Source organism: Isoptericola nanjingensis (genome assembly GCF_050311635.1).
Taxonomy (GTDB): domain Bacteria; phylum Actinomycetota; class Actinomycetes; order Actinomycetales; family Cellulomonadaceae; genus Isoptericola; species Isoptericola nanjingensis.
Map to the genome: position 1 here is coordinate 126,958 of NZ_JBNOZL010000003.1, position 25,334 is coordinate 152,291.

A 25,334-nucleotide genomic window follows, 5' to 3' on the forward strand; every position below is an offset into this window, starting at 1 on the left:
GTGCCACGATGCCCCGATGGAGCCGTTCGTCCTCGCCACCGACCGCGTCCGCCTGTCCGTCCCGACCGCCGCCGACGTCGAGCGCATCGCCGAGATCTGCGCCGACCCCGCCATCGCGCGGTGGACCACGGTGCCGTCGCCGTACACGCGCGACGACGCGGTGGGCTTCGTCGAGAGGTTCGTCGCCGACGGCTGGTCCGAGGAGAAGGACTTCACCTGGGCCGTGCGCGCCCCCGGGGGCGTCGACGGCCCGGTGCTCGGCATGGTGGGCATGTCGAGGGAGGGCGGGCCCGGTGTCGAGCCGGCGGGGGAGCTGGGGTTCTGGTGCGCCCCGGACGCACGGGGCCGCGGCCTGACGACGGAGGCGGCGCGGCTCGTCGTCGACTGGGCGGTCGACCCCGAAGGTCTGGGGCTCGGCGTCGTGCGCTGGCGCGCGAACGTCGGCAACTGGGCGTCGCGCCGCGTCGCGTGGAAGCTCGGGTTCCGGTACGAGGGGCTGCTGCGCCGCTTCGGCGCGCAGCGCGGCGTGCTCCAGGACTCGTGGGTGGGGTCCTACGTGCCCGGCGACCCGCGGGAACCCCACGAGCCCTGGCCCGCGGAGGCCCCCGCCGCCGCCTGACCGGTCGGCTTTGGGCGCCGCAGTGCCCGGACCGTATGCTCCCTGCGCGCAAGGGCGCGGATCGAGGCACGCACGGCGCGCGCCGGGAGCACGGAGGCGGGCGATGGGGCTGGAACGACGGGTCGCGGTGATCGGGGCGGGTCCCTCGGGACTGGCCGCCGCGCGGGCGCTGGACCGCGCCGGGCTCGCCTTCGACGGGTACGAGGCCCACGCGGACGTCGGCGGGCTGTGGGACATCGACAACCCCCGCTCGACGGTCTACGAGTCCGCGCACCTCATCTCCTCGCGCACCACGACCCAGTTCGACGAGCTGCCGATGGACTCGGCCGCCGACTACCCGAGCCACCGCGAGCTGCTGCGCTACTTCCGACGGTACGCCGACGAGTTCGGGCTGCGGGACCGCTTCCGCTTCGGCATCCGGGTGCTCGGCGTCGAGCCGGCGGGCGGCGACGACAGCGGGCGCAGCGGCTGGACGGTGCGATCCGCGTCCGCCGGGTCGGCCCCGGGGTCGGGAGCCGACGACGCCGTCGAGCTCACCTACTCGCACGTGGTGATCGCGAACGGCACGCTCGCCGAGCCGAACGTCCCCACGCTGCCCGGCACGTTCGACGGCGAGGCGCTGCACTCGAGCGCGTACAAGAGCGCGGACGTGTTCGCGGGCAAGCGGGTGCTCGTCGTCGGAGGCGGCAACTCCGGCTGCGACATCGCGGTCGACGCCGTCCACCGCGCCGCGTCGGTCGACCTGTCCGTGCGCCGCGGCTACTGGTTCGTGCCGCGCTACCTGCTGGGCAGGCCCACCGACACCCTCAACCAGGGGCGGCCGCTGCCCGCCCGGGTCAAGCAGGCCGTCGACTCGCGCCTGCTGCGCCTGCTGAACGGCGACCCGCGCCGCTTCGGCTTCCCGGAGCCGGACCACAGGATCTACGAGTCGCACCCCGTGGTGAACTCGCTCGTGCTGCAGCACGCCGGGCAGGGCGACCTGCGTATGCGGCCCGACGTCGCGCGGTGCGACGGGCGGACGGTGCACTTCGCCGACGGCAGCAGCGGCGACTACGACCTCGTGCTGCTCGCCACCGGCTACCGGCTCGACTACCCGTTCCTCGACCCGCGCCATCTCGCGTGGGCGGGGCCGGGCTCCGGGACGGCGCCGCGGCTGTTCTGCAACATCGTGCCGCCGTCGGGCAACGGGCTGTTCGTCGTCGGGATGCTCGAGGCGTCGGGCATCGGCTGGCAGGGCCGTGCCGAGCAGGCCGAGCTGGTGGCGCGCTACCTCGCGGCCGTCGCGGCCGGGGACGACGGCGACGTCGCCGCCCGGGAGCGGGCGGTGCGGTTCCGCCGTCGCCTGACCGAGCCGTGGCCGGACCTGACGGGCGGCTACCGCTACCTCGGGCTGGAGCGGATGAGCTACTACGTGAACAAGGACGCCTACCGCCGCACCGTGCGGCGCCTGGCCGACGAGCTCGCGCCGGCCGCGGAGAGCGCGGCATGAACATCGACGACGTCGCCGTGCGGTTCGCCCCGGGCTCGATGGTCGCCCTGGACCTCGTGCTCGGCCTCATCATGCTGGGCATCGCGCTCGACACGTCGCCCGCGGACTTCCGGGCGCTGCGCCGCGCGCCGCGGGCGGCCGTGCTGGCGCTGCTCGCCCAGCTCGTCGCGCTCCCCGCCGTGACCTTCGGCCTCACGCTGCTGCTCGACGTGCAGGCCTCCGTGGCCCTCGGGATGATCCTCGTCGCGTGCTGCCCGCCGGGGAACGTGTCCCAGGTGCTCACGCACCGCTCGGGCGGCAACGTCGCGCTGTCGGTGTCGCTCACCGCCGTCGGGAACGCGATCTACATCGTCGCGATGCCGCTCAACCTCGCCCTGTGGGGGTCGCTGCACCCGACGGCGAGCTCGATCCTCACGGACGTGCGCCTGGACGCCGGGCAGATGCTGCTCGAGATCCTCCTGGTGATCGGCATGCCGTTCGCGGCCGGGATGCTGGTGCGCACGCGCTGGCCGGCGCTCGCGGCCCGTGTGCACCGCCCGGTGCGCTGGGCGAGCCTCGTGGCGCTGGTCGGCTTCATCGTCGCGGCGCTCGCCGGGAACTTCGCGGTCTTCGTCGCGTACATCGGCGTGGTCCTGCTGGCCGTGTTCCTGCACGACGCCGCGGCCCTCGGCCTGGGCTACCTCGCGGGCCGCGCCGGGCGGCTCGCGCCGCGCGAGGTGAAGGCGGTCACGTTCGAGGTCGGCATCCGGAACGCGGGCCTCGGTCTCGGCCTCGTGTTCACGTTCTTCGGCGGGCTGGGCGGCATGGCCGTCGTCGCCGGCTGGTGGGGCATCTGGGACATCGTGGCAGGCCTGGCCCTGGCGACCGTCTGGGCGAGACGGACGCGGGCCCGCGCGGCCCGCGAGGAGGTGGCGGCATGATCCGCGTGCTGGTGACCGGTGGGGCCGGGTTCCTCGGGTCGCACGCCGTGGCGGCCCTCGCGGCCCGCGACGACGTCGCGCACGTCGTCGCGGGCGACCTGCGCGAGGCGCGGGTGCCCGACGGCGGGACCTGGGCGCGCATGGACGTCACCGACCCGGCGTCGGTGGCGGGCGTGATCGCGGAGCACGACGTCGACACCGTGGTGCACCTCGCCGCGATCGTGAACCCGGGCACCCTCGACGCGGCGGCCGAGCGCGCCGTCGACGTCGACGGCACCCGGAACGTGCTCGACGCCTGCGTGGCGGCCGGGGTGCGGCGCGTGGTGATCTCGTCGTCGGGCGCCGCGTACGGGTACCACGCGGACAACCCCGTGCCGCTGCGCGACACCGACCCGGTGCGCGGCAACGAGGAGTTCACGTACTCGCGGCACAAGCGCGAGGTCGAGGAGATGCTCGCGCGCTACCGCGCCGACCAACCCGGGCTCGGCCAGGTCGTGCTGCGGATCGGGACGATCCTCGGCCCGGGGGTGGACAACCAGATCACCGCGCTGTGGCGCGCCCGCCGGCTGCTGCGGGTGCGCGGCTCGGAGAGCCCGTTCGTCTTTGCGTGGGTCGACGACGTGACCGGCGCGGTCGTGGCGGGGGCGACCGGCGCCACCACCGGCACGTTCAACGTGTGCGGGGACGGCGTCGTGACCGTGGCGGACATCGCCGCGAGCCTCGGCCGCCGCACGCTCGACGTGCCGGCGTGGGCGCTGGCCGCCGCGCTGCGCGTCGGGCACGCGCTGCGCCTCACCGTGCACGGCCCGGAGCGCGTGGCGTTCCTGCGCTACCGGCCGGTGCTCGACAACTCCCGCCTCAAGGCCGAGCTCTACGTGCCGCGCCTGACGTCCCGCGAGGCGTTCGAGACCTGGCGGGGCGTCCGGGAGCCGGCCGGGTCGTGAGCCCGCCGCGGGCTCAGCGCAGCGCGTCCAGCCACGGGTGCCCGGGCAGGGTGCGGCCGAGGGCGTCGGCGAGCCACGCGCGGCGGTCCCGGCCGAGGGCCGGCAGGGTCGCGTCGAAGTCGCGCCGGTCCTTGGGCCGCAGGCCGCGCGCCTTGTACAGCAGCTGGATCTCCGGCTGCAGGTAGGTGACGCCGTCCGCGACCCACAGGGCGTCCGCCATCGGCATCGTGATCGCCGGGTCGCGCTCGTACACCCAGGTCTGCGCGGTGCCCGGGCTCAGCAGGACGTCGAACTCCCAGGGCGACGTGGCGTCGCGCCGGGTCCACAGCTGCCCGCAGCCCTCGGGCAGGTCCTGGCGCAGCACCCCCGGGTCGATGTCCTCGTGGTGCCGCTCGACGCCGGTGAAGGCTTCCAGCGCCCAGCCGCCCGCCACCCACCAGATGCCTGGATAGCCGGCGAAGAGGGCGGCGACGTCGCGCGGCGTGCGCGGCGCCCACGGCCCGTACCAGTGCTCGAACCAGTCGTCGGGCCGGTCGTCTGGCATGGCGTCGCTCAGGGGCTCGGGAGGCACCCGGACAGCCTAGGTGCGGCCCCGGAAACGGGGTTGCGCCCCGGGCGACGGTGTGCGAGCCTCGACGCCGTCCCCGCGGCCTCCGCCGCGCGTGAGAGGGGACGGCTCCAGGACGAGAGGCGCACCACAGCGATGACGGGCATCCGGACGACCGCCTGACGCGTCGACCCCGAGGCTCCCTGCCGGCCTGCACGCTCGAGTGCGGCCCGGGGGAGCGGCGTCGACGCACCCGCCGTCCGCCGTTCCTCGCACCGCTGGAGTCTCCGTGCCTGCTCCCCACCCCTCCGTCGTCCTGCACGACCTCACCTTCTCCTGGCCCGACGGGGCCACCCCGATCGCCGGTGTGTCCGGCGCCTTCTCCCGCGGCCGCACCGGCCTGGTCGGGCTCAACGGCGCGGGCAAGTCCACCCTGCTGCGCCTCGTCGCCGGCCGGCTGCGCCCGACGTCCGGGTCGATCAGCGTGTCCGGCGTCGCGGACTACCTGCCGCAGCGGCTGACCCTCGACACCGACGCCACGGTCGCGGACCTGCTGGGCGTGCGCGACGTCGTCGACGCGGTGCGTGCCATCACGGACGGCACCGCGCCCGACGCGGAGCTCGCGGCACTGTTCGACGTCGTCGGCGACGGCTGGGACGTCGAGGAGCGCGCCCTCGCCGAGCTCGCCGGCACGGGTCTCCCGGCCGGCGACGGCGTGCTCGACCGCCCGGTCGGCACCCTCTCGGGCGGCGAGGCGATGCTCGTCGCCGTCACCGGCGTGCGGCTGCGGGGCGCCGACGTCGCGCTCCTGGACGAGCCGACCAACAACCTCGACGGCGACGCCCGCGAGCGCCTTCACGAGCTCGTGCGCACGTGGCGCGGCGCGCTCGTCGTCGTCTCGCACGACCGGCAGCTGCTCGAGCTGGTCGACGAGACCGCGGAGCTGCGTACCGGCTCGCTGACCACGTACGGCGGCACGTACGCGCAGTACGAGGAGCACCTGGCGGCGCAGCAGGAGGCGGCACGCGCCGCCCTGCGCGATGCCGAGCAGATCCTGCGGCGCGAGAAGCGCGAGCGGATCAAGGCCGAGGAGCGCATCGCGCACTCCGAGCGCCGGGGCCGCAAGGACGTCGTCGAGCGCCGGTACGTCAAGGCGGCCATCAACGACCGGCGCAACTCCGCCGAGAAGTCGCAGGCCGCGCGGCGCGGCCAGGCCGCCGGGAAGGAGGCCGACGCCCGGGCGGCGGTCGAGGCCGCCGAGCTCTCCGTGCGCGACGACGACCGCATCGTCGTCGACCTGCCCGACCCGGACGTCCCCGCGGGCCGTCGGCTGGCCGTCCTGCGGGGCACGGACGGGCGCGAGGTCGTGCTCGCCGGGCCGGAGCGCGTGGCGCTGACCGGACCCAACGGCGTCGGCAAGACGACCTTGCTGGAGCGGCTCGTCGGGATGGCGCCCGTGGGCGCCGACGTCGGGACGGGCGCGGTCGCCGAGACGCTCACCGACCGGGTCGGCTACCTGCCGCAGCGGCTCGACGTGCTCGACGACGACCAGACGGTGCTCGACGCCGTGCGGGCCGGCGCGCCGGACGTGGCGCCGGGAGAGCTGCGCAACCGGCTGGCGCGGTTCCTGGTGCGGGGCGACCAGGTGGGCCGCCCGGTCGCGACGCTGTCCGGCGGCGAACGGTTCCGCGTGACCCTGGCACGCCTGCTGCTGTCCGACCCGCCCGCCCAGCTGCTCGTGCTGGACGAGCCCACCAACAACCTCGACATCGCCAGCACCGACCAGCTGGTGCAGGCCCTGGCGGCGTACCGCGGGGCGCTGCTCGTCGTGAGCCACGACCGGGCGTTCCTCGACCGGCTCGGCCTCGACGCCGAGCTGGTGCTGGCCGCGGACGGGACGCTCACCGAGCGGCGGTCCTAGCCGCCCGCGGTGAGGTGCGTCGTCGGCCAGCCGGTGCGTGGCGCGTCGAACGCGGAGAAGTCGTACGGGCCGCGGTCGCCGCCGGAGCAGATCTGGCGGGAGCCGGGGAACACCTCGGCCCCGTGGGCTGCGGCGGGCTGGCCGACGGCGGCGACGATGCCGACGGCGGTCAGCGCGGCGGCGGCGAGGGATGCCGCGAGTCTTCGCACGATGGTCCTCCTCCTCGAGGTCCGTAGGTGCGGAGGTGCGTGGGCACGACGGTGGTCCACGGTGCGGACGTCGTCACCCCGGCTCGACGTCTCGCGCACGGGCGCCGGTACGGTGTCGGGGTGACGTCCCAGCCCCTCGCCCCGCGCCCGAGCACGCCTCCCACGACGCCCACGTCCGCGTCCCCCACCGCGCACCCCACGGCCGAGCAGGAGGTCGTGGACATCTGCCGCGACCTGCTGCGGATCGACACGTCGAACTACGGCAACGGCGAGGGACCAGGGGAGCGGCGGGCGGCGGAGCTCGTCGCCGGGCTGCTCACGGAGGTGGGGCTCGAGGTGGAGCTGTTCGAGTCGGAGCCCGGCCGCACGTCGGTCGTGACGCGGCTCGAGGGCGCCGACCCGAGCCGCCCCGCGCTGGTGCTGCACGGGCACACGGACGTGGTGCCGGCCGCGGCCGACGACTGGTCGGTCGACCCGTTCGCCGGCGAGGAGATCGACGGCCTCCTGTGGGGACGCGGCGCCGTCGACATGAAGGACATGGACGCGATGATCCTCGCGGTCGTGCGCCAGATGGTCCGAGAGGGCCGGCGCCCCGCGCGCGACGTCGTGGTCGCCTTCTTCGCCGACGAGGAGGCGGGCGGCGTGCGCGGCGCGCAGTGGGCCGTGCGGCACCGGCCCGAGCTCTTCGAGGGGGCCACCGAGGCGATCAGCGAGGTGGGCGGCTTCTCGGTGGAGGTCGGCGGGCGTCGGGCGTACCTGCTGCAGACGGCGGAGAAGGGACTCGCGTGGCTGCGGCTCGTCGCCGACGGGCGCGCCGGCCACGGGTCCCAGGTGAACGCCGAGAACGCGGTGACCGAGCTCGCGGCAGCGGTCGCGCGGATCGGGCGGCACCCGTGGCCGTACACGTTGACCCGCACCGTGGACAAGCTGTTGCGCGGGGTGGCGGACCTCACGGGCCTGCCGTTCGAGGGCGAGGACCCGGCCGCGGTCGACGCGCTCGTCGCGGCGCTGGGACCGGCGGCGAAGTTCGTGGGCGCCACGGTGCGGCACACGTCCAACCCGACGCAGCTGGACGCGGGGTACAAGGCGAACGTCATCCCCGGCCGTGCCGAGGCCACCGTCGACGTGCGCCTGCTGCCCGGGCACGAGGAGGAGGGGATGGCGACGCTGCGCGAGCTGGCCGGGCCCTCCGTGCGTGTCGAGCCGATCCACACCGACACCGCGCTCGAGGTGCCGTTCTCCGGCGACCTCGTGGACTCGATGGTCGCGTCCCTGCTCGCCGAGGACCCGGGGGCCACGGTGCTGCCCTACACGCTGTCGGGCGGCACCGACAACAAGTCGCTGTCCCGCCTCGGCATCACCGGGTACGGGTTCGCCCCGCTGCGCCTGCCCGCCGACCTCGACTTCTCCGGGATGTTCCACGGCGTCGACGAGCGGGTGCCGGTCGACTCGCTGCGCTTCGGCACGCGCGTGCTGGACCGCCTGCTGCGCGACTGCTGACCACACCGTCGTCAGCCGTCGTCAGCCGTCGTCAGCCGCCCAGGCGGGCGAGCAGGTGGCGGGTCTGCTCGACGTACCCGCCGCCGAAGAGCACGGCGTGCACGGCGAGCGGGTACAGCTGGTGCAACGGCACCCGGTCGCGCCACCCGGGGGCGAGGGGCCACGCGGCGTCGTAACCCGCGAGGACCTCGTCCAGGTGCGGCGCCCCGAAGAGCGCGAGCATGGCGAGGTCGGCCTCCCGGTGCCCGCCGTGGGCGGCCGGGTCGATGAGCACCGCCTCGGCGGAGCCGCCGGGCCCGCGCGACCACAGCACGTTCCCGGACCAGAGGTCGCCGTGCACGCGGGCCGGCGCCTCCCGCGCCGCAGGGCCGGCGAGGACGCCGAGCCGTCCGCACACCCGCTCGACGGCGGCCGCGTCCTGCGCGGTGAGCACGCCCCGCTCCCGCCCCTGCGCGACGACCGGCCGGAGCCGGGCGTGCGCGTAGAAGGCGGGCCAGTCGCCCCAGGTCCCCGCAGCCAGGGGCAGGGGGTCGTCGAGCGGGCCGAAGTACCCGCGCCCGGCGCGCGGCGGGAGGACGCCGAACCCGGCGGCGCTTGCTCGGTGCAGGACGGCGAGGCGGCGGCCCAGGTCGCGCGCGGCGTCGGGCGTGGGGCGCGCCGCGTCGACCCGCTCCAGGTCGAGGTGATCCGGCCCGTGCCCGAGCACCCGCGCGACCCGCGGGCCGCCCGGCACGGCGAGCCAGCGGAGCCCGGCCGCCTCGGTGGCGAAGAACCCCGGCGGCGCGTGCGACCGCGACTTGCGGAAGGCGTCGGCCATGCGTCCTGACCTGCGTCCTGACCTGCGTCCTGGCGTGCCGACCGGTCAGAAGGTGGCGCTGACCTTGATGATCTTGCGGCGCAGCCACACCCGGCGTTCGCCGCCCATGTACAGGCGGGTGCGGGCGAGCTCCCAACGGCCGTACTCGGCCTCGTCGGTGAGCATCTTGCGCGCGTCCGGGACGCTCGTGCCCCGGTCGATGGTCAGCACGCGGTACTCGTACTGGCCGTGCTTGCGCCAGGCGGACGGCGCGCCGGGGCGCGCGTCTGCCTGCGGCGTGGACGGGATCGAAGCCATCCGCTGTCCTCCCGAAGTGCTGGCGGGCGGTTTTCGTCTGCCCATTGTGCCCCGTGGGGCGCTACGGTCAGAGCATGACCGCAGACCCGCGTGCCGCGCTGGACCGCTTCGTCGCCGCGCTGGAGGCCCACTACCACGCGGTGTCGACCCGCCGGGGCGACGACGACCCTGCGGTCGACGACGCCTACGAGGTCCTGGCCGACGCGTTCGAGGTCTACGAGGACGCGCTGGCCCAGGTGTACTCCGAGGTCACGCCCTTCTTCCTCGACGACGGGGACGACGACGGAGACGACGACGGGGACGACGAGGACGACGACGAGGACGACGACGACCTCGACGCGGAGCTCGACACGGACCTCGAGGGACCTGACCTGGCGGGGGCTCCCGCCGACCGGCCGGCCGACGCCCCGGGCCAGGCCTACCAGCGCTCGGGGTAGCCGATCTCCGGGGCGGAGACGTCGTCGAGCGCGGCGTGGACCTCGCCCGGCAGATCGAGGTCGACGGCCGCGAGGGATGCCCGCAGCTGGGCGGGCGTCCGCGCCCCGACGATCGCGCTGGCGACCGTGTCGCGGGCCAGCAGCCAGGCGAGAGCGACCTCGAGCGGCGCGCGCCCGAGCCCGTCGGCCGCGGTGGCCACGGCCTCGACGACGGACGACGCCGCGGCGTCCAGGTAGGGGTCGACGAAGGCCGCCAGGTGGGCCGACGCCGCGCGGGAGTCCGCGGGGATCGCGCGCCGGTACTTGCCGGTCAGCACGCCGCGGCCGAGCGGGGACCAGGCCAGCAGGCCGAGCCCCAGCGCGTCCGCGGCGGGCGCGACGTCGCGCTCCGCGCCCCGCTGCAGCAGGGAGTACTCGAGCTCGACGGCGCTGAGCCCGGTGCCGTCCGCCTCCAGCAGGGTCGCGACCCGCGCGGACGCCCATCCGGGGTGGTTGGACAGGCCGACGTAGCGCGCCCGGCCGGAGGACACCGCGAGCCGCAGCGCCGACACGGTCTCGGCGAGCGGCGTCGCCGGATCGGGGCAGGCAACGAGGAACAGGTCGACGTGGTCGGTGCCGAGCCGGGCGAGGGACGCGTCGAGGTCGGCGAGCAGACCCGCCCGAGAGGCGTCGACACGCGCGCCCGACCGGCCGGCGCGCACGCCGCCCTTGGTGCACAGCACGACGTCGTCGCGGGAGACCTTGTCACCCAGCAGGGACCCGATCACGCGCTCCGCGTCCCCGTCGCCGTACGTCGCGGCGGTGTCGACGAGCGTGCCGCCCGCGTCGACGAAGTCGCGCAGCTGCTCCGCCGCGTCCAGGTCGTCGGTGTCCCGTCCCCAGGTCATGGTCCCCAGGCCGAGCTCGGACACGCGCAGGCCCGTGCGGCCCACCTGACGACGCTCCATGGCGGGCCAGGCTACCGGGAAACCTCGCAGGTCCGGGTAGTGTGACCGCCCGTGAATGCCTGGGAAGCGATCCTGCTCGGCCTGGTCCAGGGCCTGACCGAGTTCCTGCCGATCTCCTCGAGCGCGCACCTGCGCATCGTGGGGGAGCTGCTCGGCGGGACCGACCCCGGGGCCGCGTTCACGGCGATCACCCAGATCGGCACCGAGGCCGCCGTGCTGCTCTACTACCGCCGCACGATCCGCGACATCTGCGTCGCCTGGTGGAAGTCCCTCGTGGGCACGCACGGCAGCGACTGGCGTTCCCGCATGGGCGCCCACGACGACCAGGCCCGCATGGCCTGGTACATCGCGCTCGGATCCATCCCGATCGGTGTGCTCGGCCTGCTCTTCCAGGACCAGATCGAGACCTACCTGCGCAACCTCTGGATCACCGTGACGACGCTCGTCGTCTTCGGTCTGCTGCTCGGCTGGGCGGACAAGATCGGCCGGCGCACGCGTCGGCTCGACGAGCTCAACCCGAAGCGCGCGATCGCGTTCGGCTTCGCCCAGGCGCTGGCGCTCATCCCGGGCGTGTCGCGCTCCGGCGGCACGATCACCGCCGGGCTGCTCATGGGTTTCACCCGCAAGGCCGCCGCGGACTACTCGTTCCTGCTGGCCATCCCCGCGGTGCTGATGTCGGGCTTCTACCAGCTCGCCAAGTCCGTGGGCGAGGACCCTGCCCCCGGGTCGCCCGGCGCCGGCGCGACCCTCGTGGCGACGCTCGTCGCCTTCGTCGTCGGGTACGTCGTCATCATCGGGTTCCTCAAGCTCATCACCACCCACTCGTTCATGCCGTTCGTCTGGTACCGCCTCGGCCTCGCCGCCGTGGTCGTGGTCCTGCTGCTGACGGGCGTGCTCACCGCGAACGGCGGCATCGTCGTCTGACCAGGACCTGACCAGGACCTGACCAGGACCTGACCAGGACCTGACCAGGACCTGGTCGGGAACCTGACCGGGTGAGACGCCCGGTAGCCTGGGCGCGTGCGTTCCTGGCCCGCCCCGCAGATCCCCGAGCTCCCCGACCCGGCCGACGGCCGCCGCACCCCCGTCCGGGTGCACGACAGCACCACCGGACGGCTCGTGGACCCGGCCCCGGGGCGCACCGCCCGCTACTACGTCTGCGGGATCACCCCGTACGACGCGACCCACCTGGGGCACGCGAACACCTACCTGGCGTTCGACCTGCTGCACCGGGCGTGGCTCGACGCCGGCAAGGGCGTGACGTTCGTCTCGAACGTCACGGACGTCGACGACCCGCTGCTGGAGCGTGCGGACGCCACGGGCGTCGACTGGCGCGAGCTCGCCGCCGACCAGGTCGCGCTCTTCCGCGAGGACATGACCGCCCTCGGCATGGTGCCGCCCGCCACCTGGACCGGCGCCGTCGAGTCCGTACCCGCCGTGGTCGCCGCCGTCGAGCGTCTCCTCGACGAGGGCGCGGCCTACCGGGTTCCCGTCGAGCCGGGCGCCGGCGGGGACGACCCCTGTCTGGGCGACGTATACGCCGACCTGTCGGCCGACCCGGACTTCGGGCAGGTGGCGCGCCTCGACCCGGAGGTCATGGCGACCCTGTTCGCCGAGCGCGGCGGCGACCCGCAGCGCGAGGGCAAGAAGAACCCCCTCGACCCGCTGCTGTGGCGCCGCGAGCGCGTGGGCGAGCCCGCGTGGGACGGCGCGTCGCTGGGCACCGGGCGCCCCGGCTGGCACATCGAGTGCGCCGTCATCGCCCGCGACGGGCTCGGCCTGCCCTTCGACCTGCAGGGCGGGGGAGCGGACCTGCTCTTCCCGCACCACGAGATGTCCACCTCGCACGACCGCCTGCTGGGCGGCGGCGGGGCGGGCGTGCACGTGCACGCCGGGCTCGTCGCCTACGAGGGCGAGAAGATGAGCAAGTCGCGCGGGAACCTCGTGTTCGTCTCCGCGCTGCGCCGCGCGGGCGTCGACCCGATGGCGATCCGCCTGGCCCTGCTGGCGCACCACTACCGCACCGAGTGGGAGTGGACGGACGCCGACCTCGAGGCCGGCGTCGCGCGGCTCGAGCGGTGGCGCTCGGCCGTCTCCGGCAACGGCGGCCCCGACGCGACGGCGACGCTGGGCGCCCTGCGCGCGGCGCTCGCGGACGACCTGGACGGCCCCGCCGCGCTCGCCGCCGTGGACGCCTGGGCGGACGTCGCGCTCGAGCCCGGTCGCGACACGTCCGACGACCACGAGGGCGCGCCCGGCGTCCTGGCGCGGGCCGTGAACGCGCTGCTGGGCGTCCGGCTCTGACGCGGCGTCCCTGACGCCGGCGCAGGGGGGTCAGCTCTTGTCCGGACCCCTGTCCCCGCCGCGGTCGGGGCCCTTGTCCCCGCCCTTCTCGCCGCCCTTGTCGCCGCCGACGTCGCGCCGCCGCAGGTAGCGCTCGAACTCGCGCGCGATGGCCTCGCCGGTCGCCTCGGGCAGGTCGGCGGTGTCCTTCGCCTCCTCGAGCTGCTGCACGTACTCGGCGATCTCGGCGTCGTCCGAGGCGAGCTCGTCGACGCCGTGCTGCCAGGCCTCGGCGTCCTCGGGCAGGTCGCCGAGGGGCACCGACGCGGCGATGAGCTCCTCGACGCGGGCGAGGATCGCGAGCGTGGCCTTGGGCGACGGCGGGTTGGCCACGTAGTGGGGGACGGCGGCCCACAGCGACACGGCCTGGAACCCGCGGCGGTCGGCCTCGTGCTGCAGAACGCCCACGATGCCGGTCGGGCCCTCGTACGTGCTCGGCTCGACGTCGAGCACCGCCTGCAGGCCGTCGCTCTCCGTCGTGGCGGTCATCGGGATGGGCCGGGTGTGGGGCACGTCGGCCAGCAGGGCGCCGAGGGTCACGACCGTGCGCACGCCCAGCTCGGCGGCCAGGTCGAGCAGCTCGGCGCAGTAGGAGCGCCACCGGAACGACGGCTCGATGCCGCGCACCAGCACCACGGTGCGATCCGGCAGGTCAGCGACCGACACCGTCGTGGTGGGCCACGTGATCGTGCGCACGCCGTCCGGCCCGGTCTCCATCACGGGCCGGTTCACCTGGAAGTCGTGGTAGTCCTCGGGGTCGAGCTCGCGCACCTGGCGGGCGTCCCACACGTGAGCGAGGTGCTCGAGCGCGGCGGTGGCGGCGCTGCCGGCGTCGTTCCACCCCTCGAACGCGGCGATCATCACGGTCTGCCGTGCGGCGTGGCGCCCGGTGGTCTCCGGCTCGGTCGTCATCCGTCCAGCGTATACAGCGGGCGGTCGGCCTGAGGTCGCCGCGCGGGAACGGTCGTTGACACGCGGGTGCCACCCTGGTTCGGTATGGGAAGGCGCTTACCAACGGAGGTGACCGTGCCTGCGACAGCGAGGTCGACGAGTTTCATCCCCCTGGCAGACCCGCGTTCCCCCTGGCAGCGCGTCCGGCGGCCTGTCCGGCGGCGGGCGACGGCGGCGTCCGCGCTGGCCGTGCTGTCGCTGCTGCTCGCCGGGCCGGCGGGCCCCGTGGCACAGGCGGGCACGGTCGGTGGCCCGCCGGTCATCTCGGCCGACGACACGGCCACGGTCGGCTGGGCCACGGTGGGCGGCGGGACGGACGGCGGGGCCGGGGCGCCGGCGGGATCCGTCGCGGTCGTGACCGACCGCGCCGGGCTGCTCGCCGCGCTGGACAACGGCGGGCGCCGGGACGAGCCCAAGGTGGTGTACATCAGGGGCACGATCCACGGCAACGAGGCCGCCGACGGGCGCCTGCTCGACGAGCAGGACTACGCGCCCGGGTACGACCTGGACAAGTACCTCAGCTGCTTCGGCGACGAGGGGTGGAGCGACACCCTGCACGAGTACTGCGGTCCGCAGCGGCGGCTGCGGACCACGGGCAGCAACAACCTCAAGCGACAGATCGAGATCTCCGTCCCCAGCAACACGACGATCCTCGGCCTCGGCGACGACGCCGGCCTCGACGCGGCGACCCTCATGCTCCACCTGAGCCACGACGTCGTGATCCGGAACCTCACCCTCGAGGCCCCGGTCGACCACTTCACCTCGTGGGACCCGTGGGACGGCGAGCTGGGCGCGTGGAACGCACGCTTCGACGCGATGTCGTCCGTGACGTCGACGAACGTGTGGGTCGACCACGTCACTTTCACGGACGGCCGGTTCCCGGACGGCTCCGCCCCCGCGGGGCCGAACGGGCGCCCGGTGAACTTCCACGACGGCTTGTTCGACGTCAAGGACGGCAGCGACCTGTTCACCGTGTCGAACAGCCGGTTCACCGACCATGACAAGACCTTGCTCATCGGCTCCGGCGACGACAACGCCGACACCGACGCGGGCCGCCTGCGGATGACGTTCGTGGGCAACGCCTTCGAGGGCATCTGCCAGCGGGCGCCGCGGGTGCGGTACGGGCAGGTGCACGTGCTGAACAACTGGTACAGCGGGTCGTCGAGGGACCCTGTCGCCCCCGTGACGGGGGACCGCTGCTACGGCATCGGGCTGGGGATCGAGTCCAGCGTGGTGTCGGAGGGCAACGCGTTCGACTACACCGGGCCCGGCACAGGGTCGGGGATGGCGGTGTCGAACTGGAACGCGACCCGGTTCTCGGACACCGGGTCGTGGTTCCGGGGCAGCGCCGTCGACCTCGACGACGTGGTCACCGACGGCACGGCGGGCCCGGTCGGGCCCGCGGGCTGGGACCCGGCCGACGTCTACCCGTACGAGGCGCTGGACGGGTACGCCGCGGTGAAGCACCACGGGAAGCACGGGACGGGCGCGGGGGTGCTGCAGGTGGCCCTGCCCTGACGGCGTGCCCCATCTCACGAGGGCGCGGGGGCCGCTGCGCGCGGGCCGGTCCGTACGATGGACGGGTGCCCGAGACCCTCGCCCCCGCCCCGCAGACCGCCACCCCGACGTTGCCCGCGGCCGTCCTGTGGGACATGGACGGCACCCTCGTGGACACCGAGCCGTACTGGATCCGGGCCGAGCAGGAGCTGGTCGCGGAGCACGGCGGCACCTGGACGCACGAGCAGGCGCTGCAGCTCGTGGGGAACGCGCTGACGGTCTCGGCGACGATCCTGCGCGACCAGGGCGGGGTCGACCTGCCGGCCGACGCGATCGTCGACCGCCTGCTGGGTCAGGTCGTGGAGCAGGTCCGCGAGCGGGTGCCGTGGCAGCCGGGCGCGCTGGAGCTCCTCACGAGCCTCGCCGAGGCGGGCGTGCCGTGCGCGCTGGTGACGATGAGCTACTCGGCCCTCGCGGAGGAGGTCGTGTCGCGCGGCCCCGCCGGCGCGTTCGCGACGCTCGTCACGGGCGACCAGGTGACCCGGGGCAAGCCGGACCCCGAGCCCTACCTCGTCGCGGCCGAGCGGCTCGGCGTCGACGCCGGGGCCTGCGTGGCGATCGAGGACTCGCCCACCGGCATCGCCTCGGCGCGGGCCGCGGGCATCGCGACCCTGGGCGTCGAGGCGGTCCTGCCCGTGCCGCACCTGGACGGGCTCAGCCGCGCCGCGTCGCTGGAGAAGGTCGACGTCGCGACGCTCTCGCGCATCGGCGCCGGCGAGGTCGTGGACCTCACGCTCTGACGGGGTCGTCGTCCGGCGCCACGTCGGGGACCGCACCGAGGATCACGTCCGAGGCCGCGCCGGGCCCGGGGTCCACCCCGAGCCGTTCGCGCAGCGCGCCCGGCGGGATCGCCGGCGGCGTGCCGCCGAACGCGGGGCACAGCGCCTGGTGGGCGCACCACCCGCACAGCCGGCTGCGGCGCGGCCGCCAGTCGCCGGTGCGGGCGGCGTCCTGGATGGCCGACCACAGGGCGCGCACCTTGGTCTCCGTGGCCTCGAGCTCCCGCTCGGCCGGCTCGGCGCGCAGCACCTGGCCGTCCCCGAGGTAGAGCAGCTGCAGCATGCGCGGCAGGTCGCCGCGCTCGCGCCACAGCACCAGGCCGTAGAACCGCATCTGGAACAGGGCGGAGCCCTCGAAGCCCGGCCCGGGCGCGCGGCCCGTCTTGTAGTCGACCACCCGCAGCGCGCCGTCGGGCGCGACGTCGAGCCGGTCGACGATCCCGCGCAGCACGGGCCCGTCGTCGAGCGACGTCTCGACGCGCAGCTCCCGGGACGCGGGCTCCAGCCGGTTGGGGTCCTCCAGCGTGAAGTACGTGCCGACGAGCCGCCGCGCCCGGCCGAGCCACTCCGTCGGCGTGGTGCCGGCCGCGTCGCCGCCGTCGTCGAAGAGCGTCGCGTACCGCGGCTCCGCCTCGACGAGCCGCTCCCACTCGACCGGCAGGAGGGCGGCCGCCGCCTCCGGCGTGCGCTCGCCGCGCGGGGCGTCGTAGAGCCGCTCGAGCACGGCGTGCACCAGCGTGCCCCGCGCGGCGGCGGACGCCGGGGGCTCGGGCAGCCGGTCGACCACGCGGAACCGGAACAGCAGGGGGCAGCGCATGAAGTCCGCCGCCCGCGACGGCGACAGCGCCGGGGCCCGCGACGCCGTCGGCGACGGGTCGGGAGCGGCGGTCGTCGTCATGCGCGCCACCCTACGGGCGGACGGTGACAGGCCGTCCCACGCCCTCTGACGAGCAACCGTCGATCGGCCGTCGACCGGCCGTCGATCGGTCGGCGCGCGGCCGACCGGCAACCCGGCCGGATAGCCTGACCGGGTGACCTCTCGCTCCCGGGGATGGGTGGTCGGCCGCATCGCGGGCGCGCCCGTCCTCGTCACCCCGTCGTGGTTCCTCGGAGCCGTCGTCCTCACCCTCGTGTTCGCGCCCTCGGTGCGGACGTGGTTCGCACCCCAGCTGGGGACGACGGCCGTGCTCGTCGTCGCCGCCGCGTTCGTGCTGCTCCTCTTCGGGTCCGTGTTCCTGCACGAGGTCGCGCACGCCCTCGTCGCGCGGTCGCGCGGGCACCGCGTCACCGAGATCGCGCTGACGCTGTGGGGCGGACACACCGCGTACACCGGGTCGGGCGGGCGCCCGCTCGACGGCGCCCTCGTGGCCGTGGTCGGCCCGCTCACCAACCTCGTGCTCGCGGCCGCGTTCTGGGTCGTGTACCTGCTGCAGCCGGTGTCGTCGGTCGTGACGGCGCTGCTCCTCGCCGGTGCGTTCTCGAACGCGTTCGTCGGGCTGTTCAACCTGGTGCCGGGGCTGCCGCTGGACGGCGGGCAGATCCTCGAGTCCGCGGTCTGGGGCGCGACCGGCTCGCGCACGCGGGGCACGCTCGCGGCGGGCTGGGCCGGACGGGTGGTGGCGGTCGGCGTGCTGGTCGTGGCGTTGCTGTGGCCGCTGCTCGAGGGGCGGAGGCCGTCGTGGGTGACGGTCGCGTGGGCGGCGCTCATCGGCGCGTTCCTGTGGTCCGGCGCGGGCGACGCGATCAAGGGCGCGCGGACCAGGGCCCGGGTCGCGACGCTGTCCGCGCGCGGCCTGGCCGTGCCGGCCGTCGTGCTCCCCGTCACCGCCACCGTCGCTGGCGTCTCCGAGGCGGCGGCGCGACAGCCCGGCGCGGTCGTGGCCGTCGTCGGGCCCGCCGGGGAGCCCGTGGGCTGGGTGGACCCGACCGCGGTCGCGAACGTTCCCGCGGGTCAGGCCGCCGCCACGCCGGTGGAGGCCGTCGTCGTCCCGTTCCCGCCCGGGTCCGCGGTGAGCCCCGAGCTCGAGGGCGACGACCTCCTCGACCGCCTCGCCCGCGGCTCGTCCGGGGCGCGCGTGGTGCCGGTCGTGGACGCCGGCCGCCTGACGGGCGTGCTCGACGTCGCCCGGGTCGCGGCCGCGCTCCGCCGATGAGGTGTCGGGAGGCGGGCCGGTAGACTCGCCCGTCGTGACCTCCGCCGACGCCACCGTGCCCGAGAACCGCCCGACCGCCGACCCGACCGGCCGCGCCACGGGTGCGGACCTGCGCCGCGGACCCCTGCGCGAGGGCGACCGGGTGCAGCTCACGGACCCCAAGGGGCGCCTGCACACCATCACGCTCAAGCCCGGCGGCACCTTCCACACGCACAAGGGGTACTTCCGCCACGAGGACCTCATCGGCCGCCCCGAGGGGTGGGTCGTGACCAACACGGCGGGGATCGAGTACCTCGCCCTGCGCCCCCTGCTGAGCGACTACGTGCTGTCCATGCCGCGCGGTGCCGCCGTCGTCTACCCCAAGGACGCGGGCCAGATCGTGCAGATGGCGGACATCTTCCCGGGTGCCCGCGTCGTCGAGGCCGGCGTCGGCTCCGGGGCGCTGACCATGTCGCTGCTGCGCGCCGTGGGCGACGCCGGCGAGCTGCACTCCATCGAGCGGCGCGAGGACTTCGCGGCGATCGCGCGCGGCAACGTCGAGTCGTTCTTCGGCGGCGAGCACCCGGCGTGGCGGCTGTCGGTCGGCGACCTCGCCGACGTGCTGCCCACCGTGGCCGAGCCGGGTAGCGTCGACCGCGTCGTCCTCGACATGCTCGCGCCCTGGGAGAACGTCGACCCGGTCGCCCGGGCCCTCGTCCCCGGCGGCGTGCTCATCTGCTACGTCGCGACCGCCACGCAGCTGTCCCGCACGGCCGAGGACCTGCGTGCCGACGGCCGGTTCGCGGAGCCGCAGGCATGGGAGTCCATGGTGCGCGGCTGGCACCTCGAGGGCCTCGCGGTCCGCCCGCAGCACCGGATGATCGGGCACACCGGCTTCCTCGTCACGGCCCGGCGGCTGGCCGACGGCGTCACGCCGCCGGAGCGCACGCGACGCCCGGCCAAGGGTTCCTACCCCGCCCCCGACGCGGAGTGGTCGGAGGAGGAGCTGGGCGAGCGCGCCGTCTCGGACAAGAAGATCCGCCGCGTCCGGCGCGACCTCGGCGTCGCCCCTGACGACGCGCAGGCCTGACGCCCCTCGGGCGGCCGTCGGCCCCGCGGCAGGTCACCGGGAGGTCTCGGTCGTGTGAACCTCGCGACCGCTCCGTGAAATGAACCCCCGGACGACCGTGTTGATGTCTAGGGTGCTGTACTCCGGGGACGCCTTCCCGCCCGGGGAGGCGGTCACCCGGGCCGCACGAGAGGGGATGCGATGTCCGACAACCCTGTCCGCCCGGAGCCTCGACCGGAGCAGCCGACGCTGCCCACCGGACCGAGCCACGACGCACAGCTCGCCCTCCTCGCTGCCAAGAACGAGCGGCTCGCCGAGGCGCTCCGCGCCGCCCGCGACCAGATCGTGGAGCTCAAGGGCCAGATCGACGAGCTCGCCAAGCCCCCCGGGACGTACGCGACGTTCCTTGCCGCGCACGACGACGGCTCGGTCGACATCTCGTCGGCCGGCCGGAAGATGCACGTGCAGGCGAGCCCGGGCCTCGACGTCGCCGAGCTGCGCCCCGGGCAGGAGGTCAAGCTCAACGAGGCCATGACGGTCGTCGAGGTCGGCGGCTACGAGCGCACGGGCGAGCTGGTGACCGTCAAGGAGGTGCTCGACGCCGAGCGGGTGCTCGTCGTCGGGCGTGCCGACGAGGAGCGGGTCGTGCGCCTCGCCGGGTCGGTCGCCGACGCGGAGCTGCGGGTGGGCGACGCGCTCACGGTCGACGTGCGCAGCGGGTTCGTCTACGAGGTGGTCCCGAAGTCGGAGGTCGAGGAGCTCGTCCTCGAAGAGGTGCCCGACATCGCCTACGAGGACATCGGCGGGCTGGGGCCGCAGATCGAGCAGATCCGCGACGCCGTCGAGCTGCCGTTCTCGCACCCCGACCTCTTCCGCGAGCACGGGCTGCGGCCGCCCAAGGGCGTGCTGCTGTACGGCCCGCCCGGGTGCGGCAAGACGCTCATCGCGAAGGCGGTGGCCAGCTCGCTGGCCGGGATGGTCGCCAGCGCGCAGGGCGGCGACCCGACGGCCAAGAGCTACTTCCTCAACGTCAAGGGCCCGGAGCTGCTCAACAAGTACGTGGGCGAGACCGAGCGGCACATCCGCCTGATCTTCGCCCGCGCGCGCGAGAAGGCGACGCAGGGTGCGCCCGTCGTGGTGTTCTTCGACGAGATGGAGTCGCTGTTCCGCACCCGCGGCACGGGCCTCTCGTCGGACGTCGAGACGACGATCGTGCCCCAGCTGCTCGCCGAGATCGACGGCGTCGAGCGGCTCGACAACGTCATCGTCATCGGCGCGTCGAACCGCGAGGACATGATCGACCCCGCGATCCTGCGGCCCGGCCGCCTGGACGTGAAGATCAAGATCGAGCGGCCGGACGCCGAGGGCGCCACCGAGATCTTCGGCAAGTACCTCACGCCGCAGCTGCCCATCCACCCCGACGACCTGGCCGAGCACGGCGGCAGCCAGAACGAGGCCGTCGGGGCGATGATCCGCAGCGTGGTGGAGCGGATGTACTCCGAGGACGAGGAGAACCAGTTCCTCGAGGTCACGTACGCGTCGGGCGACAAGGAGACCCTGTACTTCAAGGACTTCAACTCCGGCGCGATGATCCAGAACGTCGTGGACCGGGCCAAGAAGTCGGCGATCAAGGACTTCCTGGCCACCGGGCAGCGCGGCATCCGGGTCGAGCACCTCCTGTCGGCGTGCGTCGACGAGTTCAAGGAGAACGAGGACCTGCCCAACACCACCAACCCCGACGACTGGGCGCGCATCAGCGGCAAGAAGGGCGAGCGCATCGTCTTCATCCGCACGATCGTCCAGAAGAAGGGCGGCGACGGCACCCCGCGCACCATCGACACGGTGACCAGCACGGGGCAGTACCTGTAGCACCGGCCCGTCGCGAGCCCACCAGATCGAGGTACCCGCCGCGAGGTCGACCCACCGTGGGTCGACTTCGGGACGGGTACCTCGATCTCGTTCCCGGCCACCTAGGGTGGTGGCGTGAGCGTTCGTCGCGTGATGGGGATCGAGACCGAGTACGGCGTGCTGGCACCGGGGCGGCCGATGGCCAACCCGATGCTCATGAGCTCGCAGGTGGTCATGACGTACCGCGCCCTGGTGGCGCGGGCGGGCGGGCGCCCGCCGGCCCGCTGGGACTACGACGACGAGGACCCGCTGCAGGACGCGCGCGGGTTCCACCTCCAGCGCGCCTCGGCGCACCCCTCGCTCCTCACCGACGACCCGTCGCGCCCCGCGCCGTCCGGACCCTCGTCGTCCGGCCCGACGTCCGGCAGCACCCCCGCGTCGGCCCAGGTGGCCTCCGCGGCGGGCACGCCCGGGTCCTCCCGCGGTCGGGCGCGCCCCGTCCGGCAGGAGCCGGAGGAGGTGGAGCGGCCGTCGGTCGAGGACTACGACGACCCGAGCGCCGCGAACTGCATCCTCACCAACGGCGCGCGCCTCTACGTGGACCACGCGCACCCGGAGTACTCGTCGCCCGAGGTCACCGGGCCGCGCGACGGTGTCCTGTGGGACGTCGCGGGGGAGCGGGTCATGCTCGCGGCCGTGCGGTCGCTCGCGGAGGTGCCCGGCGGCGAGGTGGTCCTCTACAAGAACAACGTGGACGGCAAGGGCGCCAGCTACGGCACGCACGAGAACTTCCTGGTGGACCGGGCGCTGCCGTTCGGCACGCTCGTCGCGCTGCTGACGCCGTTCCTCGTCACGCGGCAGGTGTTCGCCGGGTCGGGGCGGGTCGGTCTCGGCCCGACGGGCTCGGACGCCGGCTTCCAGCTCTCCCAGCGCGCCGACTACATCGAGGCGGAGGTGGGGCTCGAGACGACGCTGCGCCGCCCCATCGTCAACACCCGCGACGAGCCGCACGCGGACCGCACGCGGTGGCGCCGCCTGCACCTCATCATCGGCGACGCCAACCTCTTCGAGGTCGCGACCTTTCTCAAGCTCGGCACCACCTCGCTCGTGCTCTGGGTGCTCGAGCACCTTGACGAGCTGGCCGAGGCGGGCGTCCCCGCCCGGGAGGAGCTCGCCGCCCTGCGGCTCGCCGACCCGGTCGCCGACGTCCAGCGGGTGTCGCGCGACCTCACCCTCGCCGTCCCCCTCGAGCTCGCCGACGGCCGCCGGCTCACGGCGCTGGAGGTCCAGGAGGCGTACGCCGACGTCGTGGCCCGGTCGGTCGCGGCGCTCGCGGCAGCGGGTACGGCAGCGGGTTCGGCGGGGGGCACGGCGGCCTCCGGCGCGCCGGGCGACGACGAGACCGCCGCGGTGCTGGACCGCTGGCGCTCGGTGCTCCACCGGCTGGGCACCGACCCGTCGACGTGCGCGCGCGAGGTGGAGTGGGTGGCGAAGCACCGGCTCCTGGAGCGGATGCGGTCGCGGGACGGGCTCGGCTGGGACCACCCCCGGCTGCACGCGCTGGACCTGCAGTGGACGGACGTGCGCCCCGAGCGCGGCGTCTACCACCGGCTCGTCGCGTCGGGCGCCGTCGAGCGCCTCGTGGACGACGAGCGGGTCGCGGACGCGGTGCACCACGCGCCGGCGGACACGCGGGCGTGGTTCCGCGGCGAGGTGATGGCCCGGTACGCCGACCAGGTGTCGGCGGCGAGCTGGGACTCGGTGATCTTCGACGTCCCGGGGGCCGCCGCCCTGCAGCGGGTGCCGATGCTCGATCCCTCCCGCGGCACCCGCGCGCACATCGGCGCGCTCCTGGACGCCAGCCCGGACGCGGCGGCGCTGCTCAAGGGGCTGCGGGGTGACGGGTGACCGCCTGACCGGCGACGACGTCGTCCACCCCGTGCCCGGGGCGGGCACGGGTGGAGTCGTTCAGCCCTGGGCGCAACCGGCGTGGACGTCGCCGCGCGGTGTCGGCCGCAGCGCATAGGCTGGCGTCGCGAGACTCTCCCGGAGCTCCTTGTCGGGGGCTCCGCAGCAGCGAAGGAGGCGGACCATGGCCGGTCAGGAACGGATCAACCCGCAGCACGAGGACCGCACGCCCGACGACGACGCGGACACCCCCGCCCCGGTCGCCCCGGCGGCGACCGAGCGCGACGCCGAGGTGGACGCCCTGCTGGAGGAGATCGACGAGGTCCTCGAGACGAACGCCGAGTCGTTCGTTCGGGGCTTCGTGCAGAAGGGCGGTCAGTGAGCGCCCATGACCCACGCTGACACCTCGGGACGGCTGCCGGACGCGTTCCTGCGCCCCGGCTCGTCCTCGTTCGTGGACTTCCTCGCGGGCCACGCGCCCGACCTGCTGCCCGGGCGTCGCGACGTCGGCGGGGCGAGCGCCGACGGCCTCGCTCCGCACGCCACCACCATCGTCGCGCTGACCTTCGGCACCGACGACGGCGGCCGCGGCGTGATCATGGCCGGCGACCGCCGGGCCACGGCGGGCAACCTCATCGCGAGCCGCGAGATGGAGAAGGTCTTCGCCGCCGACGCCTACTCGGTGGTCGGCATCGCGGGGTCCGCGGGCGTGGCGATCGAGCTCGTGCGGCTCTTCCAGCTCGAGCTGGAGCACTACGAGAAGATCGAGGGCTCCCTGCTCTCCCTCGACGGCAAGGCCAACCGCCTGTCCACGATGATCCGCGGCAACCTGCCCCTCGCCCTGCAAGGTCTGGCCGTCGTGCCGCTGTTCGCGGGCTACGACCTCGACCGCGGGTACGGACGGCTGTTCAGCTACGACGTCACCGGTGGCCGGTACGAGGAGCACGACCACCACACGGTCGGCTCCGGCTCGGTGTTCGCGCGCGGCGCGCTGAAGAAGCTGTGGCGGCCCGGGCTCGACGCCGACGCGGCGGTCGGCGTCGCGGTCGAGGCGCTCTACGACGCGGCCGACGACGACAGCGCGACCGGTGGCCCCGACCCCGTGCGCCAGATCTGGCCCGTGGTGAACGTCGTGACCGCCGACGGCGTGCGCCGGGTGGCGGACCAGGAGCTCGCCGCGTCGGTCGAGAGGATCGTCGACGAGCGCGGGGCCGCCCACCGGGCCGCCCACGGCGACCGCCCCGCCGGCGGTCCCCGGACCGGCCACCAGGGGGGTGCGCGCGCATGACGATGCCGTTCTACGTCTCGCCCGAGCAGCTGATGAAGGACCGGGCGGACTTCGCCCGCAAGGGCATCGCCCGCGGCCGGTCCGTCGTCGTGCTCGCGTACGAGGGCGGGATCGCGTTCGCCACGGAGAACCCGTCGCGAGCGCTGCACAAGATCTCGGAGATCTACGACCGCATCGCGTTCGCCGCGGTGGGCAAGTACAACGAGTTCGAGAACCTGCGGGTCGCCGGAGTCCGCTACGCCGACCTGCGCGGGTACTCCTACGACCGCACCGACGTCACCGCGCGCGGGCTGGCCAACGCGTACGCGCAGACGCTGGGCACGGTGTTCACCACCGAGTCCAAGCCGCTGGAGGTCGAGCTGGTCGTGGCGGAGGTGGGGGACACCCCGGCCGCCGACCAGATCTACCGGCTGTCCTATGACGGCTCCGTCGCGGACGAGCACGGGCACGTCGTGATGGGCGGCCAGGCGGAGCAGCTGGGCGCGCGCGTCGGCGAGGCCTGGCACGAGGGGATGACGCTGCCGCAGGTGCTCGCGCTCGCGGTGCGCACCCTCGGCGCCGTCGGGTCGGACGGTTCCGTCGCTGCCGAGGGGGAGGAGCGCGAGATCGCGCCCGCCGGCCTCGAGGTGGCGGTGCTGGAGCGCGCGGGCCGGCGGCGGGCGTTCCGCCGGCTGCAGGGCGCGACGCTGGCCGGGCTGCTCGAGCAGCCCGGTGAGTGAGACTGGCGACTGAGACGGGCGAGCAGGTCGCACCGCAGTCGGGCACAAGGTGGGGCAGCAGGTCGGGCAGCAGGGCCGAGCGAGGGGAGACGT

General features: G+C 74.7%; 25 protein-coding genes. 18 read left to right on the top strand and 7 right to left on the bottom strand.

All coding sequences use genetic code 11. The features are described from left to right. The first annotated feature begins 16 nt into the window (after positions 1–16). The 4 genes from ACQP6G_RS06075 (at position 17) to ACQP6G_RS06090 (ending at position 3,972) form a co-directional block, all read left to right on the top strand. A complete protein-coding gene (locus ACQP6G_RS06075) occupies positions 17–619 on the top strand; it encodes a GNAT family N-acetyltransferase (protein ID WP_429763348.1) in 603 nt (200 codons plus the stop codon). Between the two features lie 103 nt (positions 620–722). Further along, positions 723–2,108, top strand: a complete 1,386-nt coding sequence (locus ACQP6G_RS06080) for a flavin-containing monooxygenase (RefSeq protein WP_429763349.1) — start codon at positions 723–725, stop codon at positions 2,106–2,108. Next, complete coding sequence (locus tag ACQP6G_RS06085; protein ID WP_429763350.1) at positions 2,105–3,028, top strand: bile acid:sodium symporter family protein; 924 nt, start codon at positions 2,105–2,107, stop codon at positions 3,026–3,028. Before ACQP6G_RS06080 ends, ACQP6G_RS06085 begins: the two co-directional genes overlap by 4 nt. Continuing rightward, positions 3,025–3,972, top strand: a complete 948-nt coding sequence (locus ACQP6G_RS06090; RefSeq protein ID WP_429763351.1) for an NAD-dependent epimerase/dehydratase family protein — start codon at positions 3,025–3,027, stop codon at positions 3,970–3,972. The genes ACQP6G_RS06085 and ACQP6G_RS06090 overlap by 4 nt, the downstream gene beginning before the upstream one ends. 13 nt (positions 3,973–3,985) lie before the next feature. Here the strand turns inward: ACQP6G_RS06090 and ACQP6G_RS06095 are convergent, their stop codons facing one another. Further along, positions 3,986–4,543, bottom strand: a complete 558-nt coding sequence (locus ACQP6G_RS06095) for a hypothetical protein (RefSeq protein WP_429763352.1) — start codon at positions 4,541–4,543, stop codon at positions 3,986–3,988. A 265-nt stretch (positions 4,544–4,808) separates the two neighbouring features. Between ACQP6G_RS06095 and ACQP6G_RS06100 the strand changes: the two genes are divergently transcribed. Beyond that, a complete protein-coding gene (locus ACQP6G_RS06100; protein ID WP_429763353.1) occupies positions 4,809–6,440 on the top strand; it encodes an ABC-F family ATP-binding cassette domain-containing protein in 1,632 nt (543 codons plus the stop codon). Here the strand turns inward: ACQP6G_RS06100 and ACQP6G_RS06105 are convergent. Beyond that, positions 6,437–6,649 (bottom strand): hypothetical protein, encoded by a 213-nt coding sequence (locus tag ACQP6G_RS06105; RefSeq protein WP_429763354.1) that lies wholly within the window; start codon positions 6,647–6,649, stop codon positions 6,437–6,439. The two genes, ACQP6G_RS06100 and ACQP6G_RS06105, sit on opposite strands and share 4 nt — an antisense overlap. Before the next feature lie 120 nt (positions 6,650–6,769). On the opposite strand from ACQP6G_RS06105, the gene ACQP6G_RS06110 reads away from it, so the two are divergent. Further along, positions 6,770–8,149: a M20/M25/M40 family metallo-hydrolase gene (locus ACQP6G_RS06110; RefSeq protein WP_429763355.1), complete on the top strand. Its 1,380-nt coding sequence runs from the start codon at positions 6,770–6,772 to the stop codon at positions 8,147–8,149. Positions 8,150–8,180: 31 nt separating this feature from the next. Here the strand turns inward: ACQP6G_RS06110 and ACQP6G_RS06115 are convergent, their stop codons facing one another. Together ACQP6G_RS06115 and ACQP6G_RS06120 are read right to left on the bottom strand one after the other, a co-directional pair. Beyond that, on the bottom strand, positions 8,181–8,966 hold the full coding sequence (locus ACQP6G_RS06115) for a fructosamine kinase family protein (RefSeq protein WP_429763356.1): 786 nt from the start codon (positions 8,964–8,966) through the stop codon (positions 8,181–8,183). A 45-nt stretch (positions 8,967–9,011) separates the two neighbouring features. Next, on the bottom strand, positions 9,012–9,263 hold the full coding sequence (locus ACQP6G_RS06120) for a DUF5703 family protein (RefSeq protein ID WP_429763357.1): 252 nt from the start codon (positions 9,261–9,263) through the stop codon (positions 9,012–9,014). A gap of 74 nt (positions 9,264–9,337) precedes the next feature. Between ACQP6G_RS06120 and ACQP6G_RS06125 the strand changes: the two genes are divergently transcribed. Beyond that, a complete protein-coding gene (locus ACQP6G_RS06125) occupies positions 9,338–9,700 on the top strand; it encodes a primosomal protein (RefSeq protein WP_429763358.1) in 363 nt (120 codons plus the stop codon). On the opposite strand, the gene ACQP6G_RS06130 is transcribed toward ACQP6G_RS06125, so the two are convergent. Then, positions 9,682–10,647 carry an aldo/keto reductase gene (locus ACQP6G_RS06130; protein ID WP_429763359.1) on the bottom strand — a complete coding sequence of 322 codons (966 nt, stop codon included), beginning with the start codon at positions 10,645–10,647 and terminating at the stop codon, positions 9,682–9,684. The two genes, ACQP6G_RS06125 and ACQP6G_RS06130, sit on opposite strands and share 19 nt — an antisense overlap. Before the next feature lie 51 nt (positions 10,648–10,698). Between ACQP6G_RS06130 and ACQP6G_RS06135 the strand changes: the two genes are divergently transcribed. After that, positions 10,699–11,571, top strand: coding sequence for an undecaprenyl-diphosphate phosphatase (locus ACQP6G_RS06135; RefSeq protein ID WP_429763360.1), 873 nt, complete (start codon positions 10,699–10,701; stop codon positions 11,569–11,571). Positions 11,572–11,667: 96 nt separating this feature from the next. After that, positions 11,668–12,951 carry a cysteine--1-D-myo-inosityl 2-amino-2-deoxy-alpha-D-glucopyranoside ligase gene (gene mshC / locus ACQP6G_RS06140; protein ID WP_429763362.1) on the top strand — a complete coding sequence of 428 codons (1,284 nt, stop codon included), beginning with the start codon at positions 11,668–11,670 and terminating at the stop codon, positions 12,949–12,951. A 30-nt stretch (positions 12,952–12,981) separates the two neighbouring features. On the opposite strand, the gene ACQP6G_RS06145 is transcribed toward mshC, so the two are convergent. Further along, positions 12,982–13,902, bottom strand: coding sequence for a PAC2 family protein (locus tag ACQP6G_RS06145; protein ID WP_429763363.1), 921 nt, complete (start codon positions 13,900–13,902; stop codon positions 12,982–12,984). Positions 13,903–14,016: 114 nt separating this feature from the next. Between ACQP6G_RS06145 and ACQP6G_RS06150 the strand changes: the two genes are divergently transcribed. After that, positions 14,017–15,459 (top strand): pectate lyase family protein, encoded by a 1,443-nt coding sequence (locus ACQP6G_RS06150; RefSeq protein ID WP_429763364.1) that lies wholly within the window; start codon positions 14,017–14,019, stop codon positions 15,457–15,459. 65 nt (positions 15,460–15,524) lie between these two features. Beyond that, a complete protein-coding gene (locus tag ACQP6G_RS06155) occupies positions 15,525–16,238 on the top strand; it encodes an HAD family hydrolase (RefSeq protein ID WP_429763365.1) in 714 nt (237 codons plus the stop codon). Here the strand turns inward: ACQP6G_RS06155 and ACQP6G_RS06160 are convergent. Further along, complete coding sequence (locus ACQP6G_RS06160) at positions 16,228–17,175, bottom strand: RecB family exonuclease (protein WP_429763366.1); 948 nt, start codon at positions 17,173–17,175, stop codon at positions 16,228–16,230. The genes ACQP6G_RS06155 and ACQP6G_RS06160 overlap by 11 nt on opposite strands. 133 nt (positions 17,176–17,308) lie before the next feature. Here ACQP6G_RS06160 and ACQP6G_RS06165 point away from each other — a divergent pair, with 133 nt between their 5' ends. The 7 genes from ACQP6G_RS06165 (at position 17,309) to prcA (ending at position 25,241) form a co-directional block, all read left to right on the top strand. Next, the gene (locus tag ACQP6G_RS06165) at positions 17,309–18,430 is read left to right on the top strand and encodes a site-2 protease family protein (RefSeq protein ID WP_429763367.1); all 1,122 of its coding nucleotides are present in this window, start codon (positions 17,309–17,311) and stop codon (positions 18,428–18,430) included. Positions 18,431–18,464: 34 nt separating this feature from the next. Beyond that, a complete protein-coding gene (locus tag ACQP6G_RS06170) occupies positions 18,465–19,499 on the top strand; it encodes a tRNA (adenine-N1)-methyltransferase (RefSeq protein WP_429763368.1) in 1,035 nt (344 codons plus the stop codon). Positions 19,500–19,679: 180 nt separating this feature from the next. Continuing rightward, entirely contained in the window at positions 19,680–21,347 is a 1,668-nt protein-coding gene (gene arc / locus ACQP6G_RS06175) for a proteasome ATPase (RefSeq protein ID WP_429763369.1), read from the top strand. A gap of 132 nt (positions 21,348–21,479) precedes the next feature. After that, positions 21,480–23,234, top strand: coding sequence for a depupylase/deamidase Dop (dop, locus tag ACQP6G_RS06180; RefSeq protein WP_429763784.1), 1,755 nt, complete (start codon positions 21,480–21,482; stop codon positions 23,232–23,234). 184 nt (positions 23,235–23,418) lie between these two features. Continuing rightward, positions 23,419–23,616, top strand: coding sequence for a ubiquitin-like protein Pup (locus tag ACQP6G_RS06185; RefSeq protein WP_079575068.1), 198 nt, complete (start codon positions 23,419–23,421; stop codon positions 23,614–23,616). A gap of 6 nt (positions 23,617–23,622) precedes the next feature. Beyond that, positions 23,623–24,522: a proteasome subunit beta gene (gene prcB, locus ACQP6G_RS06190; protein ID WP_429763370.1), complete on the top strand. Its 900-nt coding sequence runs from the start codon at positions 23,623–23,625 to the stop codon at positions 24,520–24,522. Next, the gene (prcA, locus tag ACQP6G_RS06195; RefSeq protein WP_429763371.1) at positions 24,519–25,241 is read left to right on the top strand and encodes a proteasome subunit alpha; all 723 of its coding nucleotides are present in this window, start codon (positions 24,519–24,521) and stop codon (positions 25,239–25,241) included. The genes prcB and prcA overlap by 4 nt, the downstream gene beginning before the upstream one ends. Positions 25,242–25,334: the final 93 nt, after the last annotated feature.

What these genes read in the sequence shown, in the direction of transcription:
- prcB (WP_429763370.1), top strand. Translation starts at nt 23,623, where the DNA reads ATGACCCACGCTGACACCTCGGGACGGCTGCCGGACGCGTTCCTGCGC.
- ACQP6G_RS06185 (WP_079575068.1), top strand. Translation starts at nt 23,419, where the DNA reads ATGGCCGGTCAGGAACGGATCAACCCGCAGCACGAGGACCGCACGCCC.
- ACQP6G_RS06080 (WP_429763349.1), top strand. Translation starts at nt 723, where the DNA reads ATGGGGCTGGAACGACGGGTCGCGGTGATCGGGGCGGGTCCCTCGGGA.
- ACQP6G_RS06085 (WP_429763350.1), top strand. Translation starts at nt 2,105, where the DNA reads ATGAACATCGACGACGTCGCCGTGCGGTTCGCCCCGGGCTCGATGGTC.
- dop (WP_429763784.1), top strand. Translation starts at nt 21,480, where the DNA reads ATGGGGATCGAGACCGAGTACGGCGTGCTGGCACCGGGGCGGCCGATG.
- ACQP6G_RS06120 (WP_429763357.1), bottom strand. Translation starts at nt 9,263, where the DNA reads ATGGCTTCGATCCCGTCCACGCCGCAGGCAGACGCGCGCCCCGGCGCG.
- ACQP6G_RS06090 (WP_429763351.1), top strand. Translation starts at nt 3,025, where the DNA reads ATGATCCGCGTGCTGGTGACCGGTGGGGCCGGGTTCCTCGGGTCGCAC.
- ACQP6G_RS06145 (WP_429763363.1), bottom strand. Translation starts at nt 13,902, where the DNA reads ATGACGACCGAGCCGGAGACCACCGGGCGCCACGCCGCACGGCAGACC.
- arc (WP_429763369.1), top strand. Translation starts at nt 19,680, where the DNA reads ATGTCCGACAACCCTGTCCGCCCGGAGCCTCGACCGGAGCAGCCGACG.
- prcA (WP_429763371.1), top strand. Translation starts at nt 24,519, where the DNA reads ATGACGATGCCGTTCTACGTCTCGCCCGAGCAGCTGATGAAGGACCGG.
- ACQP6G_RS06115 (WP_429763356.1), bottom strand. Translation starts at nt 8,966, where the DNA reads ATGGCCGACGCCTTCCGCAAGTCGCGGTCGCACGCGCCGCCGGGGTTC.
- ACQP6G_RS06075 (WP_429763348.1), top strand. Translation starts at nt 17, where the DNA reads ATGGAGCCGTTCGTCCTCGCCACCGACCGCGTCCGCCTGTCCGTCCCG.
- ACQP6G_RS06130 (WP_429763359.1), bottom strand. Translation starts at nt 10,647, where the DNA reads ATGGAGCGTCGTCAGGTGGGCCGCACGGGCCTGCGCGTGTCCGAGCTC.
- ACQP6G_RS06160 (WP_429763366.1), bottom strand. Translation starts at nt 17,175, where the DNA reads ATGACGACGACCGCCGCTCCCGACCCGTCGCCGACGGCGTCGCGGGCC.
- ACQP6G_RS06125 (WP_429763358.1), top strand. Translation starts at nt 9,338, where the DNA reads ATGACCGCAGACCCGCGTGCCGCGCTGGACCGCTTCGTCGCCGCGCTG.